Origin of the sequence: Kitasatospora sp. NPDC048365, from assembly GCF_043200835.1 — a bacterium.
Classification (GTDB): domain Bacteria; phylum Actinomycetota; class Actinomycetes; order Streptomycetales; family Streptomycetaceae; genus Kitasatospora; species Kitasatospora terrestris.
Window position 1 is genome coordinate 74444 of the sequence record NZ_JBICYJ010000014.1, and the last position, 14991, is coordinate 89434.

Here is a 14991-nt window from a genome sequence, read left to right on the forward strand (position 1 = left end):
CCGGCCGGGGGGGGGGCCGGCCGTCGGCCGCGGGATCCGTGGAGCTCAGACCCGCACCACCCCGGTGACGGGCATCGCGTTGACGCTCTCGTACCGCACCGGCGCGCCCGGGTAGGGCGCGTGCACGACGACACCGCCGCCGGCGTACATGCCGACGTGGTGCATGTCCCTGTAGAAGATCACCAGGTCTCCCGGTCGTGCTTCGGCGAGGCTGATCCGCCGGCCGGCGGAGGCCTGGGCCTGCGAGGTGCGGGGCAGGGTCACTCCGGCCTGCCTCCAGCTCCAGTACATCAGACCGGAGCAGTCGAAGGCACGGGGGCCGGTGGATCCGTACACGTAAGGGGAGCCGATCTTGCTGATCGCGGCGGCGAGCGCGACGGCGGCCCGGTCGGAGGAGGGCGGCAGGGTGCCGAGGTCGAGCCGGTCGGTGCCCCGGGTAACGCGCTGCTCGGCCTCGCGGGCGTCGTCGTCGGCCATCCGGGCGCGCTCGGCGGTGCCGAGGCCGTTGAGCAGTTTCTGCGCCTTGAGCAGCCGCTGCCGGATCTCGTCCTTGGAGTCGGCGAGGGCCTGCCGGACCCGGTCGAGTTCGGCGAGCTTGCCGGTGGCCTCGGCGCGCCGCTGGTCGAGCCGGCCCTGCCGGTCGAGCACCTGGCGCAGGGTCTCGTTCTGCCGCTCGGTGGCCTGGTCGAGGGAGCGGGCACGGGCGAGGTAGCCGGCCGGGTCGGAGTCGAGCATCAGCCGGATGCCGGGGTCGATGCCGCCGGAGCGGTACTGGGCGGCGGCGACCACGGAGAGGTCCTGGCGGAGCCGGTTGAGCTCCTCCTGGCCGGAGGCGATCTGGTCCTGCAGCGCGGAGGTCTCGGCCTGGAGCCTGCGCTGGAGTTCCTGGGCCGCGTTGTACTTCTCGGAGGCCTGCTCGGCCTCGTCGTAGATCTGGTCGATCTGGGCCTTGACGTCCTGCCTGCTGGTCGGCTCGGCCTGGGCCGGTGCGACGGTCACGCCGATGGCGCTGGCCGCGGCTGCGGTGAGGGCCAGCGCGCAGGCCAGCCGCTGGACGCCCGGCAGGGTGGGGCGGCGGTGCAGTGACATGGGCCAGAGGCTAGCGAGTCGTCCCGATCTAGTCCAAACCCTTCCACCACCGAATATTTGACCCCAAATCGGACAGAAGTCCGACCGGTGTGCGAAGGGCCCGGCACCCCATGGGGGTACCGGGCCCTTCGGGAGCCACGGGGCGTCAGACCCGGACGATCCGGTTGATCGGCATCGCGGTCGCCGACTCGTAGCGGACCTGCGCGCCGGTGTGCGGCGCGTGGATGATCTGGCCGTTGCCGACGTACATGCCGACGTGGTGCTGGTCGCCGTAGTAGATGATCAGGTCACCGGGCTTGGCATTGGCGATGTTGCTGCCGACGCTGGTGCCGGCACCCGCCTGGGACTGCGAGGTGCGCGGGATCGAGACACCCGCCTTGGCGTACGCCCACTGCATCAGACCCGAGCAGTCGAAGGTGGACGGGCCGGCCGCGCCGTAGGAGTACCAGCTGCCCAGCTTGGACTGGGCGGCGGCGATGGCGGCGGCCGCGTAGCCGGAGCCGGCCGGCAGGTTGGCGGGGGCGGCGGGGGCCAGGTCGGCCCGCGGCGTGTCGCGCGAGGCGCGCTCGGCGGCGGCCTGGGAGCTGGCGGCGGCCTTGGCCTCGGCGGCGGCGAGGTCGTCGCGCTCCTTCTGGGTGAGCGAGTTCAGCAGCTCCTGGGCCTTGGCGAGCTTGCCCTGGATCTCTTCCTTGCCGGCCTTGAGGCTCTTGGTGGTCGAGTCCAGCTCGCCGAGCTTCTGCTCGGCCTCCTTGCGCTGCTGGTCGAGCTTGCCCTGCTCGTCCTTGAAGGCCTTCAGCAGGTCCGCCTGGGTGGCGCCGACCTGGTCGAGGCGGCCGGCCTCGCCGAGGAAGACGTCCGGGTTGCTGGAGAGCATCAGCTGGACGGTCTGCGGGATGCCGCCGGTGCGGTACTGCTCGACGGCGATGCCGGCCAGGGTGTCCTGAACCGTGGTCACCTGGGCCTGCTGGCGGGCGACCTGGTCCTGGAGCTGGGTGACCTGCTTCTGCAGGGTCTGCTGCTTCTCGACGGCGGCGTTGTACGCCTCCGTCTTGACCTCTGCCTGCTCGTTGAGCTCGTCGACCTGCTGCTTGACCTGGTCCTTGGTCGGCGCCGGGTCGGCGTGGGCACCGGCCTGGGCGGAGAGCGCCACCGCGGTGGCGGCGGCGGCGGTCAGGATCGAGATGCGGGCGCGGCCGACGGGCTTGGGACGACGATGGGACGCCACGAAGGCGGACTCCTTCTCCTCACACCGCCTACCAGGTGAGCTGACGGGTTCGGGCGAAGAGCTGCCCTACGGCGCCTCCCCGCCCGCTCGCGCGGCCGTCCTGGCGCCGATTCACCCCGGAGGAACTGGTGGTTCCCCGGCTCCGTTCCACAGCACCCCCGCAGGGGCTTCCCCGTGGGCAGACCAGCTGCCCCGCTGCTTCTCGGACTCGGCGGCGACCTCCGCCGTCGCCCGGGCTGGGCGATCGACTTCACGGTGGTCGAGGCATGACCCTAGTAACCCAACCGTGATCCGTTCAAATCCTTGTCAGAAAAAAATCTGAAAGAGGCTCAATTTCGATTTCAAATATGACCGCTTGTGATCACATAGTTACCGGCTGCTGATTTATTCGCATCATAAGCCCGGAAAACACAACGCCCGGACGTGTCGCAGATCACAGGGTGATCTCGACGCGTCCGGGCGTGTCACAGCCCGTCAGAAGCCGCGCGAAACGGTCAGACCCGACGAATGGTCTTGATCGGGAGGGTGTCGACGGCCATCACCTTCACCACGTCGCCGGTGCGCGGCGCGTGCACCACCAGGCCGTTGCCGATGTACATGCCCACGTGGTGGGCGTCGCCGTAGTAGATGACCAGGTCACCCGGCTGGGCGGCGGACAGCGGCACCCCGGTGCCGACCGAGGCCTGGGACTGCGAGGTGCGCGGCAGCGAGACGCCGGCCTGCTTGTACGCCCACACCATCAGGCCGGAGCAGTCGAAGGTGCTCGGGCCGGTGGCGCCCCAGACGTACGCCGAACCGCGCTTGCCCATCGCCGCGTTGACCGCGACACCGGCGTAGCCGCCAGGCTGCGGCAGGCTGGAGAGGTCGTAGCGGGAGTCGCTGCGGGAAGCGGCGGCACCGCCGCCGAGGATCGCGGCCCGGTCGGCGGCGCTGAGCTTGCTCAGCAGCTTCTGGGCCTCCTTCAGCTTCTCCTGGACCTGGTTCTTGGCGTCGTTCAGCGCCTGGGTGGAGCTGTCCAGCTCGGCGAGGACGGCCGCGGCCTCCTGCTTCTGCTGGTCCAGCCGGCGCTGCTGGTCCTTGAGCGTCCGGAGGGTGTCGGCCTGGGTGTTGGCGGCCTGCTCGAAGCTGGAGGCCTGCGCCAGGTACTTGTCCGGGTCGGTGGAGAGCATCAGCTGCATCGACGGGTCGACGCCGCCGGTGCGGTACTCGTCGGCCGCGACCGCCGCGAGGCCGGCGGCCAGGTCGGTCATCTGGGCCTGGCTGCGGGCGATCTGGTCCTGCAGCTGGTCGGCCTGCTTGTGCAGCTGGTCGGCCCGCTCCTTGGCACCGTTGTACTTCTCGGCCGCCTGCTCCTGCTCCTCGAGGAGCTTGTCGACCTGGGCCTTCACCTCGTCCTTGTTCGGCTGGGCGGGCGCGGCGTGCGCGCTCACCTGGGCCGACAGGGCGACCGCGGTCGCGGCGGCAGCGGTGAGCACGGATACCCGCGCACGGCTCGGCTGCTTGGGACGGCGGTGGGAGGCCAAGGGTGTAGCTCCTTCTTCCAGCTGGACTCACCCGTTCGGGCGATAGTCCGGAAAATAGGTTTGACGCCAGACCCTAGTGAACTCGGCGCTCCGGCGCCACTCCCCTACCCCCACGAACTTCCCAACCCGGGCGGGCTTCACGCGATCGACACATCGCGGCCACCCAGGCGCCCCGACCAGCACCGACGGAGCGCCTGAGCCCGGCTCAGCTCCGGGACAACCGATTCAGCAGCAGCACCGAGGCGACCGGTCGGGCACCGGCCTTGCGGACCCCGTCCGCCACCTCCCGGTCGGCCGAGACCACCACCACCGGACGGCCCTCCGGCTCGGCCCGCACCAGCCGGCGGATCAGCTCGTCCGCGGTCTCCCCGGTCCGGCTGAACCGCACCCGCACCCCGCGCGGCGGCGCCATGATCACCGGCACGTCCAGGTCCTGCCCGTCGAAGACGCAGGTCACCTCGGCCTGGGTGCGCTGGGCCAGCATCGCCAGCCCGCCCAGCAGCCGCAGCCGCTGCTGCTCCAGCGGCAGCGTCGGATAGCCGGTCTTGGTCACGTTGTAGCCGTCCACCACCAGGTGCACCTGAGGGATGGCCAGCAGCTGGTCCAGCAGCGCCGGGTCGTCCTCCGCCAGGCCCCGGCGGGCCACGTCGTTCGGCGAGGCCGAGCCCGGGACCACCGCCTCCACCAGGTCGGCCGGCCGGATCTGCGAGACCGGCAGCGCCAGCTCCCGCTGCAGGCCCTGCGCCGACTGCAGCACCGTGTCCAGCAGCAGCCGCAGCCGCATGTCCTCCACCGAGCGGCCCTCGCGGGCCGAGCGGCGGCCGGCCTCCACCGCCGCCTCCAGCTCGGTGACCCGGTGCCGCAGCCGGCGCGCCTCGGACTCCGCGGCGCTCCGCTCGGTCGCCACCGCGGTCCGCGCCGCGTCCAGCTCGGCCTGCAGCTTGCGGGCCTCCGCCTGCGCCCGCCGGGTGTCGCTCTCCAGCGTCCGCACCCGCTTGCGCAGCGACTCCACCTCGCGGCGCACCCCCTCGGCGTCCGCCCGGTGGCGCTCCTGCTCGGCCCGGGCCGCGCCGCGCGCCTCGGCCAGCTCCGCCTGGAGCTTCTCCACCAGGCGGCCGGCCTCGGCGGCCGCGCCCTCGGCGTCGACCCGCTCGGCCTCCTCGCCGGCCTCCGCGACCACCCGGGTCCAGCCGGGCGTGCGCAGCAGGTAGGCGGCGGCCGCCACGTCCATCGGGTCGGCGGCCGAGGGCACCGACCCGGCCTCCAGCGACTTCACCAGATCGGGCTGGCCGAGCCGCAGCCGTTCGGCTATCCGCAGCCGGAAGGCCGGCTCGGCCTCCAGTGCCGCGGCCAGCGCGGTCGCCGCGTACTTGGCCCGGCGGGCCGGCGTGAACTTGGCGTACTGGCGCAGCGAGGCGGGCAGCTCGGCCGGCGGGATGGCGCCGAGCGCGTCCGCGGCGATCCCGACCACCCGGCGCCGCACCCCCTCGGGCAGCGGCCGGTCCAGCACCTCGGCCGGCTCCTCGGCAGGCCCGGAACCCTCCGCCGGCCCGCTCGCTGCCTCCACCACGTCGTCGGCTCCGATCCTGATCACTGGGCGGTGCCGGTCGGCCGGTTGCCGACGCCCTGGAACTCACCGCTCCCTGCAATTGTCCCGTCTACCCTGCCCCACCGACAGCACCCCCGCTACGAGTCCGCCCCGCGGCCCACCCCGGACGGGGCAGAACGCGGGGCGGGGGTCGCCGGACGGGCCTGCGTCAGGCCTGCTGCTCGCCCTCGGCGGCAGCCTCCTCGGCACCCGGACGGGCCACCAGCTCGACCTGGTCCACCGCGTTGCACCAACGGCAGCGCACCGACTCGATGGTCTCGGCCAGCACCTCGGTCTCCTCGACCTTGGAGTCGCCGGACAGGTCGAAGTGCACGAAGTCGATCACCCGGGAGGAGCGGGTCACGTCGAAACGGGTCAGGTTGCCGCACAGCGTGCAGCGCCAGCGGGTCTCGTCAGTCGGCGCGGCGATGGTCACCAGGGGTCCTCTCGGCGGGTTCCGGCTCGGATCTCCAAGCCTATTGCCTGCACCGACGCGCCCGGGAACCGGTCCACGGCGCGGACACTTCACCCGTCCGCAGCACCCCGCGGTGTCGCCGGGGCGGCCCCGAGGAATGCTCCCCGGCATGGTGCTCCCCGTCCTCGACCGGGCCGCTCCGCCCGCCCCCGGGCCGGGCCCGGCCCCCGTGGTCACGTACGCGCTGATCGCCGTCTCGGCGCTGGTGCTGCTGCTCGGTCCGAGCGGCGTCAATCCGCTGTACGGCACCGGGGCCGCCCGGCTCTGCGCCGAGCAGCGCTACGAGCACCGCTGGGGGGCCGTCCCCGCCGAACTGATCGACCGTCGGCCGCTCTCCGCCGAGCGCCTCCAGCAGATCGCCCCGGTCACCCCGGACTGCGTGCTCTCCCCCACCCCGGGGAAGGTGCCCGCGCTCTCGGTGCTGACCTCGCTGTTCGTGCACGCGGGCTGGCTGCACCTGCTGGGCAACCTGCTCTTCCTCTTCGTCTTCGGCCCCGGGGTGGAGCGCAGGCTCGGCCGGGCCCGTTTCCTGCTCTGCTACCTGGCGATCGGCTACCTCGCCACGTACGGCTTCGCGCTGGCCGAGGCCCGTACCCCGGACGCGGTCCGGGCGCTGGTCGGCGCCTCCGGCGCGATCGCCGGGGTGCTCGGCGCGTACCTGCGGCTGTACCCGAGGGCGCGGGTGACCACGCTGGTGCCGGTGCTGCTCTTCCTGCCGCTGCGTTTCCCCGCCTGGCTGGTGCTCGGCCTGTGGTTCGCCCTGCAGTGGTGGTCGGTGCGCGACGGCGGCTCGGGCGTCGCGTACCTGGTGCACGTCATCGGCTTCACCGCCGGCTGGCTGTTCACCTGGGCCGCCTGCCCGCGGACCGCGGGCCCGCCGGCCGCCCGCCCGCCGACCGGGAGACGCGGCGACAGGGCGGCCGATACGCTGGCCGCACCCCCGTTTACAGGAGCGCCAGAGTGATCACTGCGATCGTCCTCATCAAGACCAGCGTCGACCGGATCCCCGAGATCGCGGAGGCCGTCGCCGCGATCGACGGGGTCAGCGAGGTCTACTCGGTGACCGGCTCCTGCAACCTGGTGGCGATGGTCCGGGTGCGCCGTCACGAGGACCTCGCCGAGGTGATCCCCGGTCAGGTGAACAAGGTGCCCGGCGTCACGCACACCGAGACCCAGATCGCCTTCCGCACCTACTCGCAGCACGACCTCGAGGCGGCCTTCGCGCTCGGCCTGGACGAGTAGCCCCCGCTCACCTGCCCGAGGTGTCGGCCACGCAGCGGCCGTCCTCGTTGCGGTAGGTCCACTTGGCGCCGTCCGCGACCAGCTCGCGGACGGCTGCCAGGAAGCGGTCCACGTGCTCCTCCGGGGTGCCCGCGCCGAAGCTCACCCGGATCGCGTTCAGGCTCCGCTCGCCCGGCAGCGACGGCTCCGGCGCCCCGCACTCGCTCGGCGCGGCCTCCTCGCCGCCCAGCAGGGTGCGCACCAGCGGGTGCGCGCAGAACAGCCCGTCCCGGACGCCGATCCCGTACTCGGCGGAGAGCGCCGCCGAGAAGTGCGAGCTGTTCCAGCCCTTCACCACGAACGACAGCACGCCGACCCGGGCGGCGTCCTCCCCGAACAGGCTGAGCACCCGCACCTCGGGCACCTCCGCCAGACCCTTCTTCAGCTTCTCGACCAGCTGCTGCTCGCGGGCCTCCAGCTCGTCGAAGCCCGCCTCGCCCAGCGCCCGGCAGGCGGAGGCGATCGCGTAGGCGCCGATCACGTTCGGCGAGCCGGCCTCGTGCCGGGCCGGGCCCTGCTGCCACTCCACCGCGACCGAGCCGTCCACCTCGCGCGCCACCGTCCGGCTCGCCCCGCCGCCGGCCAGGTACGGCTCGGCCGCGTCCAGCCAGTCCGCCCGGCCCGCCAGCACCCCGGCGCCGAACGGGGCGTAGAGCTTGTGGCCGGAGAAGGCGATCCAGTCCACGTCCAGCTCCCGCACCGACACCCGGTGGTGCGGGGCGAGCTGGGCCGCGTCCAGCACCACCCGGGCGCCGTGCCGGTGGGCGACCCGGGTCAGCTCGGCGACCGGCCACAGCTCGCCGGTGACGTTGGAGGCGCCGGTGACGCAGAACAGCTTGGGGCCCTCGGGGGCCCCGGCCAGCGCGGCGTCCAGGGCGGCGACCGCCTCGGCGTGCGAGCGCGGGGCGCGCAGGTACGACACCGTCAGGCCCTCGCGGCGCCACGGCAGCAGGGAGGCGTGGTGCTCGGTCTCGAAGGCGAACACCCGGGTGCCGGCCGGCAGCACCCCGGCGAGCAGGTTCAGCGAGTCGGTGGTCGCCCGGGTGAAGACCACCTGGTCGCCCGCGCGCAGGTCGAGGAAGTCGGCGACGGTGCGGCGGCTCTGCTCGAACAGGTCGGTGGACAGCTGCGAGAGGTAGCCGGCGCCGCGGTGCACGCTGCCGTAGTACGGGGCGTAGGCGGCGATGTCGTCCCAGACCCGCTGCAGGGCGGGCGCGCTGGCGGCGTAGTCGAGCGCGGCGTAGCCGACCTTCTCGCCGGAGGCCAGCGGCACCTGGACGTCGTGGCCGAGCACGGCAAGGGGGGCACAGATCTCGGTGGAAACGGCCATGGGATGCACTCCTCCTGGGGTAAGGACCCCGGGGTGCATCGACCGGTGGTCCGCGCTTGCCGCGCGGACGGATCGCCGCGAAGCCCGGTCTTCACCCAGGGCACCCCGCCACGGACGGAGGGTTGCCGGACAGCAAGCTGGGGCTTGTCGCTGCCACTCATGACCTAGTGCCAGACCCTAGCATGATCTTCGGGGGCTCGGCAGCCCCCGAAGACCACGCGTCGTTCGAGGGCTACTTGGTGGTCGCCTCGGCCCAGCGCTTGAGGGTGGCCTCGGCCGCGCCGGAGTCGATCGCGGCCACCGTGCGCTCCATCGCCGCGGCGATCTGCTCGGCCAGCGGAGCGTCCGTCAGGTCGAGCGCGACCAGCGCCGCGGCGCTGTTGAGCACGACCGCGTCGCGCACCGGACCGCGCTCGCCGGCGAACACCCGGCGGGCGACGGCCGCGTTGTACTCGGGGTCGGCCCCGCGCAGCGCCTCGATGCCCACCAGCTCGATCCCGACCTCGCGCGGGTCGAACTGCGTCTCGGTGACCGTGCCGCCCCGCACCACCCAGACGTGCGAGGTGGTGGAGATCGTCAGCTCGTCGAGCCCGTCGTCACCCCGGAACACCAGTGCGCTCGCGCCGCGGGCGGCGAGCACGCCGGCGATCAGCCCGGCCAGCCGGGTGTCGAAACAGCCGATCGCGTGTGCGGTGACCCGGGCCGGGTTGGTCAGCGGGCCGAGGATGTTGAACGCGGTCGGCACCCCGAGGTCCCGTCGGGCCGGGGCGGCGTGCCGCATCGCCGGGTGGAAGCGGGCCGCGAAGCAGAAGGTCAGCCCGACCTCCTCGGCGATCTCGGCGACCCGGCGGGTGCTGACGTCGGGGCTGATCCCCAGCTTCTCCAGCACGTCGGTCGCGCCGCTGGCGGACGAGGCGGCCCGGTTGCCGTGCTTGACCACCTTGGCGCCGGCCGCGGCCGCGACCACCGCCGACATGGTGGAGATGTTGACGGTCTTCGCCCGGTCGCCGCCGGTGCCGACGATGTCGACCGCGGGGCCGGGGATGTGCAGCGGCTCCGCGTGCGCGTACATCGACTCGACCAGACCGGAGATCTCCTCGACGGTCTCGCCCTTGGCCCGCAGCGCGACCATGAAGCCGGCCACCTGGGCGGGGCTGGCCTCGCCGCTCATGATGCGGTCCATCGCCCAGGCGGTGTCCGCCCGGTCGAGGTCCTCGCCGCGGAGCAGGACCGACAGGACGTCCGGCCAGGTGCGGACCACCTGCGCGGGGTCGCTACCGCCGTTCGCAGAGTGCACGTTCACCATGGCCGTCTCCAGCTCGTCTCGGTACCGGCGGAAGGCCGCCGGAAGGATGTGAGCCAGCCTAGCGAGAGCGACGGGAGCGATGCGGGCCGTTCCCGACCCGCATCTCTCCAGGTGAGACAGGTCCGACCGTCAGCGGTGCGCGGGCGTCCGGCGGGCCATGCGGGCGGTCAGCAGCGTGGTGGCCGCCGAGGCCAGCGCCACCGGGTCGACCGGGTGCGAGACGGCGGCGTCGGCCCGGCTCCAGGCGGCCAGCCAGGAGTCCTGCGGGCGGCCGATCAGCACCAGGACCGGCGGGCAGCCGTAGATCTCGTCCTTGAGCTGCCGGGTGAGTCCGAGCCCGCCGGCCGGCACGGCCTCGCCGTCCAGCACGCAGAGGTCGACACCGCCGCGCTCCAGCGCCTTCAGCACGGCCGGGGTGGTGGCGCACTCCAGGTACTCGATCGCGGGGAGGTCCGCGGCGGGCCTGCGGCCCAGCGCCAGGGTGACCTGCTCGCGGGTGTTGCGGTCGTCGCTGTAGACGAGAACGGTGAGCGTCTCGTCGGTCGTGTGCGCCATGGGCCCTGCTCCCGGGTGCTCGTCCTCTTATATGTGCCGCTCCGAACGGCCCAGTGTGATCCGGACCACGTTCACTCCGGATGCTACTCCCGCGCACCCCCGCCCGTGAGCCCCTGACGCGATCTCCTTCAACGCGCCACGCCCACCGGTCACCCGCCCGGGGGACGCCGCCACCGCCAGACCGAACAACCATCAGAAAACGGACGGAGCCCCAGGTGGGCATACCGCACGCACCGGACACTCCGAGGGAGACCCCCCGGCGTGAAGACGGAATAAGGGACCGACATAATGTCCGTCGTGGCGACAGCAACAGCAACAGAAACCGGACACGCGCACGGAGCGGTCAACCGGCCGAACCTGGTCAGCGTGGGAACCATCGTCTGGCTGAGCTCGGAGCTGATGTTCTTCGCGGCCCTGTTCGCGATGTACTTCACCCTCCGCTCCGTCAAGGGCGCAGAGTACTGGCACGAGAAGGCCGAAGCCCTCAACGTGCCGTTCTCCCTGACGAACACCATCATCCTGGTGCTCTCCTCCCTCACCTGCCAGCTCGGCGTCTTCGCCGCCGAGCGCGGTGACGTGAAGAAGCTCCGTTCGTGGTTCTACATCACCTTCGTGATGGGCGCGATCTTCATCGGCGGGCAGATCTTCGAGTACACCGAGCTGGTCAAGAAGGACGGCCTGTCGCTGTCCTCGGACCCGTACGGCACGGTCTTCTACCTGACCACCGGCTTCCACGGTATGCACGTGACGGGTGGTCTGATCGCCTTCCTGCTGGTCCTCGGACGGACCTACGCGGCGCGGCGCTTCACGCACGAGCAGGCCACCGCCGCGATCGTGGTGTCGTACTACTGGCACTTCGTCGACGTCGTGTGGATCGGCCTGTTCGCGACCATCTACCTGATCAAGTAACCAGCCGACCACGCCCCTGACCCGGTCTCAGCCGCCGGGACGTCGGGGCGGGCCGGCTGTCGACCGATCCTGACACCGGGGTTATTCCGTGAAAAAGCTCTCCGCACGACGGCGCCACCCACTGGCAGCGCTGGTCGTCCTACTTCTCGCCCTGGCGGCCACCGGGGGGCTGTACGCCGCGTTCGCGCCCGCCGAGAAGGCGCAGGCCGACACCTCCGCGCAGTCGCTCGCGATCGACGAGGGCAAGAAGCTCTTCGCCGTGGGCTGCTCCTCCTGCCACGGCCTGAACGGCCAGGGCTCCTCCGACGGTCCGAGCCTGGTCGGCGTCGGTTCCGCCGCGGTCGACTTCCAGGTCGGCACCGGCCGCATGCCCGCGCAGCAGCCGGGCGCCCAGGTCCCGCGCAAGAAGGTCATCTACTCGCAGCACGAGATCGACCAGCTGGCCGCGTTCGTGGCCTCGCTCGGCCCCGGTCCGGTCACGCCCGGCCCGAAGGCGTACACCCCCTCCACCGACCCGGCCGTGAACGGCGCGGAGATCGCGGCGGGTGGCGAGCTGTTCCGCACCAACTGCGCGCAGTGCCACAACTTCGCCGGCCAGGGTGGAGCCCTGACCAACGGCAAGTACGCGCCCTCGCTGGACGGCGTGGACCCGAAGCACATCTACGAGGCCATGCAGACCGGCCCGCAGAACATGCCGTCGTTCCCCGACACCACCATGCCGGAGGAGCAGAAGCGCCAGATCGTGGCCTTCGTCCGCCACACGACCAACGACGAGCCCAACCCCGGCGGTCTGACCCTGGGCAGCCTCGGTCCGGTGACCGAGGGCCTGTTCGGCTGGATCTTCGGTCTCGGCCTCCTCATCGTCATCGCGATCTGGGTCGCCGCCCACACCACCAAGGCCAAGAAGTCATGAGCCACGACATTTCCGACAACATGCCCGAGGCGCACGACGCCTCCCACGGCGCGGTCGCCACGCACGGAGACCCGTTCGCCGACCCGGGCCTGCCGGCCCACGAGCCGCGTCGCACCGACATCGACGAGCGGGCCGCCAAGCGCGCCGAGCGCCAGGTCTCCCTGCTCTTCATCGTGTCGATGCTGGCCACCATCGGCTTCATCGCCTCGTACGTGGTCTTCCCGATCGACGAGATCGTCTACATCTTCCCGATCGGCCACGTCAGCTCGCTCAACTTCGCCCTGGGCCTGACCCTCGGCGTGGCGCTGTTCTGCATCGGCGCGGGCGCGGTCCACTGGGCCCGCACGCTGATGTCGGACCACGAGCTGCCCGCCGAGCGTCACCCGATCGAGGCCGACGACGAGCTGCGCGCGGACGTCATCGAGCAGTTCAAGACGGGTGCCGCGGAGTCCGGCTTCGGCCGTCGCAAGATGCTCCGCAACACGCTGATCGGCTCGATGGCCCTGGTGCCGCTCTCCGGTGTCGTGCTGCTGCGCGACCTGGGCCCGCTGCCGGAGCAGAAGCTGCTGCACACCGGTTGGGACAAGGCGACCCCGCAGAACCCCATCGCGCTGGTGAACATGAACACCAACAAGCCGATGAAGGCCGAGGACATCATCCAGGGGTCCCTCACCTTCGCCAAGCCCGAGGGCCTGGAGGAGGACGCCGAGGACTTCCAGGTGCAGATCGCCAAGGACGCGCTGATGCTCGTCCGGATCGCCCCGGAGGACATCAAGGACAACCAGTCCCGTGAGCTGGGCTTCGAGGGCATCCTGGCCTACTCGAAGATCTGCACCCACGTCGGTTGCCCGATCTCGCTGTACGAGCAGCAGACCCACCACGCGCTCTGCCCCTGCCACCAGTCGACCTTCGACCTGGCGGACGGCGCTCGCGTCATCTTCGGCCCGGCCGGCCACCCGCTGCCGCAGCTGAAGATCACCACCGATGAGCAGGGCTACCTGGTCGCCACCGGCGACTTCGACGAGCCCGTCGGCCCGAGCTACTGGGAGCGTCCGCGATGAGCAGCGCAAGCGGCACCAGCACCGGTGCAAACAAGCCGAGCAGTACCCGCGCCAAGCCCGCGAACAAGGCGGAGTCGGCCGCGGACTGGGTGGACGGCCGCCTGGGCATCTACACCCTGGCCAAGTCCAACCTGCGCAAGATCTTCCCGGACCACTGGTCCTTCATGCTCGGTGAGATCTGCCTCTACACCTTCATCATCATCATCCTCACGGGTGTCTACCTGACGCTGTTCTTCAAGCCCAGCATGGCCGAGACCGTGTACCACGGCTCGTACGTGCCGCTGAACGGCATCCGGATGTCCGAGGCGTACGCCTCGACCATGAACATCTCGTTCGAGGTCCGCGGTGGTCTGCTGATCCGTCAGATCCACCACTGGGCCGCGATCGTGTTCGTCGCCGCGATGCTCGTGCACATGATGCGCGTGTTCTTCACCGGCGCGTTCCGCAAGCCGCGTGAGATCAACTGGCTCTTCGGCGCCGGCCTGCTCTTCCTCGGCATGTTCGACGGCTTCATGGGCTACTCGCTCCCGGACGACCTGCTCTCCGGTACGGGTATCCGCTTCATGGAGGGCGCGATCCTGGCGGTGCCGATCGTCGGCAGCTACATGGCGATGTTCCTGTACGGCGGCGAGTTCCCCGGCACCGACATCGTGCCGCGGTTCTTCACCATCCACGTGCTGCTCATCCCGGGCATCATGCTGGGCCTGCTGGTGGCGCACCTGATCCTGGTCTTCTACCACAAGCACACCCAGTTCGCGGGCCCCGGCCGGACCGAGAAGAACGTCGTCGGCATGCCGCTGATGCCGGTCTACATGGCCAAGGCCGGTGGCTTCTTCTTCCTGGTGTTCGGTGTCATCGCGGCCATCTCGGCCATCGCCACCGTCAACCCGATCTGGGCGTACGGCCCGTACCGTCCGGACCAGGTGTCCACCGACGCGCAGCCCGACTGGTACATGGGCTTCTCCGAGGGCCTGATCCGTGTCATGCCGGGCTGGGAGATCTCGGTCTGGGGCGGCCACACCCTCAACCTGGGCGTGTTCATCCCGCTGATGGTCTTCCCGCTGGTGCTGGCCGTCATCTGGCTGTACCCGTTCGTCGAGGCGTGGGTCACCAACGACAAGCGCGAGCACCACATCGCCGACCGTCCGCGCAACGCGCCGGTCCGCACCGCCTTCGGTGCCGCCTGGATCTCGCTGTACCTGATCCTGCTCGCCGGTGGTGGCAACGACCTGATCGCCACCCACCTGCACCTGTCGATCAACACCATCACCTACGCGGTCCGCATCGGCTTCTTCGTCGTCCCGGTGGTCGTGTTCGTGATCACCAAGCGCTGGTGCCTCGGTCTCCAGCGCCGCGACAAGGAGAAGGTGCTGCACGGCCGCGAGTCGGGCATCATCAAGCGCCTGCCGCACGGTGAGTTCATCGAGGTCCACGCCGAGCTCTCGGCGCAGGACAAGTTCAAGCTCACCGCGCACGAGCAGCCGCAGCCGATCGAGCTGCCCGCCGCGGTGGACGAGAACGGTGTCGCCCGCAAGGCCGGCGTCGTGGCCAAGACCCGCTCGAAGCTCTCCGAGGGCTTCTACGGCGAGTCCGCCCAGATCGCCAAGCCGACCGCCGAGGAGCACGCGGAGATCACCAGCGGCCACGGCCACCACTGATCAGCCACTGATCGCCACAGCCTGAGGGCCCCCTCGCCGAGGGGGCCCTCAGCGCATTCCAGGAGCGGAGCCACCCTC

The 14991-nt window shown here is 71.3% G+C and carries 14 protein-coding genes and 2 riboswitches; of the genes, 6 read left to right on the forward strand and 8 right to left on the reverse strand.

Annotated elements, in window-relative coordinates; genetic code table 11:
* Positions 1–45: 45 nt before the first annotated feature.
* The 5 genes from ACGFX4_RS16755 to ACGFX4_RS16775 all read right to left on the reverse strand — a co-directional run bounded on the left by ACGFX4_RS16755 (position 46) and on the right by ACGFX4_RS16775 (position 5861).
* A complete protein-coding gene (locus ACGFX4_RS16755) occupies positions 46–1089 on the reverse strand; it encodes an NlpC/P60 family protein (protein WP_393074269.1) in 1044 nt (347 codons plus the stop codon).
* 145 nt (positions 1090–1234) lie between these two features.
* Positions 1235–2314 (reverse strand): NlpC/P60 family protein, encoded by a 1080-nt coding sequence (locus ACGFX4_RS16760; RefSeq protein WP_393074272.1) that lies wholly within the window; start codon positions 2312–2314, stop codon positions 1235–1237.
* Between the two features lie 10 nt (positions 2315–2324).
* A riboswitch (cyclic di-AMP (ydaO/yuaA leader) is annotated at positions 2325–2479 on the reverse strand.
* Between the two features lie 329 nt (positions 2480–2808).
* On the reverse strand, positions 2809–3837 hold the full coding sequence (locus tag ACGFX4_RS16765) for an NlpC/P60 family protein (protein ID WP_393074275.1): 1029 nt from the start codon (positions 3835–3837) through the stop codon (positions 2809–2811).
* Between the two features lie 205 nt (positions 3838–4042).
* Complete coding sequence (locus tag ACGFX4_RS16770) at positions 4043–5404, reverse strand: NYN domain-containing protein (RefSeq protein ID WP_393074494.1); 1362 nt, start codon at positions 5402–5404, stop codon at positions 4043–4045.
* A gap of 190 nt (positions 5405–5594) precedes the next feature.
* On the reverse strand, positions 5595–5861 hold the full coding sequence (locus ACGFX4_RS16775; protein WP_345696668.1) for a hypothetical protein: 267 nt from the start codon (positions 5859–5861) through the stop codon (positions 5595–5597).
* Between the two features lie 148 nt (positions 5862–6009).
* On the opposite strand from ACGFX4_RS16775, the gene ACGFX4_RS16780 reads away from it, so the two are divergent.
* Together ACGFX4_RS16780 and ACGFX4_RS16785 are read left to right on the forward strand one after the other, a co-directional pair.
* Entirely contained in the window at positions 6010–6864 is an 855-nt protein-coding gene (locus ACGFX4_RS16780; protein ID WP_393074279.1) for a rhomboid family intramembrane serine protease, read from the forward strand.
* The gene (locus tag ACGFX4_RS16785) at positions 6861–7142 is read left to right on the forward strand and encodes an Lrp/AsnC family transcriptional regulator (RefSeq protein ID WP_393074282.1); all 282 of its coding nucleotides are present in this window, start codon (positions 6861–6863) and stop codon (positions 7140–7142) included. Before ACGFX4_RS16780 ends, ACGFX4_RS16785 begins: the two co-directional genes overlap by 4 nt.
* A gap of 7 nt (positions 7143–7149) precedes the next feature.
* On the opposite strand, the gene ACGFX4_RS16790 is transcribed toward ACGFX4_RS16785, so the two are convergent.
* The 3 genes from ACGFX4_RS16790 to ACGFX4_RS16800 form a co-directional block, all read right to left on the reverse strand.
* On the reverse strand, positions 7150–8511 hold the full coding sequence (locus ACGFX4_RS16790) for an aminotransferase class V-fold PLP-dependent enzyme (protein WP_393074284.1): 1362 nt from the start codon (positions 8509–8511) through the stop codon (positions 7150–7152).
* Positions 8512–8558: 47 nt separating this feature from the next.
* Positions 8559–8676, reverse strand: a riboswitch (SAM riboswitch).
* Positions 8677–8743: 67 nt separating this feature from the next.
* On the reverse strand, positions 8744–9817 hold the full coding sequence (gene trpD, locus ACGFX4_RS16795; RefSeq protein ID WP_393074287.1) for an anthranilate phosphoribosyltransferase: 1074 nt from the start codon (positions 9815–9817) through the stop codon (positions 8744–8746).
* A 129-nt stretch (positions 9818–9946) separates the two neighbouring features.
* Positions 9947–10372 (reverse strand): hypothetical protein, encoded by a 426-nt coding sequence (locus tag ACGFX4_RS16800; protein ID WP_393074290.1) that lies wholly within the window; start codon positions 10370–10372, stop codon positions 9947–9949.
* Between the two features lie 288 nt (positions 10373–10660).
* Here ACGFX4_RS16800 and ACGFX4_RS16805 point away from each other — a divergent pair, with 288 nt between their 5' ends.
* The 4 genes from ACGFX4_RS16805 to ACGFX4_RS16820 all read left to right on the forward strand — a co-directional run bounded on the left by ACGFX4_RS16805 (position 10661) and on the right by ACGFX4_RS16820 (position 14913).
* Positions 10661–11281 carry a heme-copper oxidase subunit III gene (locus ACGFX4_RS16805; RefSeq protein WP_393074292.1) on the forward strand — a complete coding sequence of 207 codons (621 nt, stop codon included), beginning with the start codon at positions 10661–10663 and terminating at the stop codon, positions 11279–11281.
* Between the two features lie 88 nt (positions 11282–11369).
* Entirely contained in the window at positions 11370–12194 is an 825-nt protein-coding gene (locus ACGFX4_RS16810) for a c-type cytochrome (RefSeq protein ID WP_393074294.1), read from the forward strand.
* Positions 12191–13255 carry a Rieske 2Fe-2S domain-containing protein gene (locus ACGFX4_RS16815; RefSeq protein WP_393074297.1) on the forward strand — a complete coding sequence of 355 codons (1065 nt, stop codon included), beginning with the start codon at positions 12191–12193 and terminating at the stop codon, positions 13253–13255. The genes ACGFX4_RS16810 and ACGFX4_RS16815 overlap by 4 nt, the downstream gene beginning before the upstream one ends.
* Positions 13252–14913, forward strand: coding sequence for a cytochrome bc complex cytochrome b subunit (locus ACGFX4_RS16820; RefSeq protein WP_393074300.1), 1662 nt, complete (start codon positions 13252–13254; stop codon positions 14911–14913). Before ACGFX4_RS16815 ends, ACGFX4_RS16820 begins: the two co-directional genes overlap by 4 nt.
* Positions 14914–14991 lie beyond the last annotated feature (78 nt).

Coding starts and splice junctions, on each gene's coding strand:
- ACGFX4_RS16755 (WP_393074269.1), bottom strand. CDS start 1,089: ATGTCACTGCACCGCCGCCCCACCCTGCCGGGCGTCCAGCGGCTGGCC.
- ACGFX4_RS16780 (WP_393074279.1), top strand. CDS start 6,010: ATGGTGCTCCCCGTCCTCGACCGGGCCGCTCCGCCCGCCCCCGGGCCG.
- ACGFX4_RS16790 (WP_393074284.1), bottom strand. CDS start 8,511: ATGGCCGTTTCCACCGAGATCTGTGCCCCCCTTGCCGTGCTCGGCCAC.
- trpD (WP_393074287.1), bottom strand. CDS start 9,817: ATGGTGAACGTGCACTCTGCGAACGGCGGTAGCGACCCCGCGCAGGTG.
- ACGFX4_RS16800 (WP_393074290.1), bottom strand. CDS start 10,372: ATGGCGCACACGACCGACGAGACGCTCACCGTTCTCGTCTACAGCGAC.
- ACGFX4_RS16805 (WP_393074292.1), top strand. CDS start 10,661: ATGTCCGTCGTGGCGACAGCAACAGCAACAGAAACCGGACACGCGCAC.
- ACGFX4_RS16815 (WP_393074297.1), top strand. CDS start 12,191: ATGAGCCACGACATTTCCGACAACATGCCCGAGGCGCACGACGCCTCC.
- ACGFX4_RS16820 (WP_393074300.1), top strand. CDS start 13,252: ATGAGCAGCGCAAGCGGCACCAGCACCGGTGCAAACAAGCCGAGCAGT.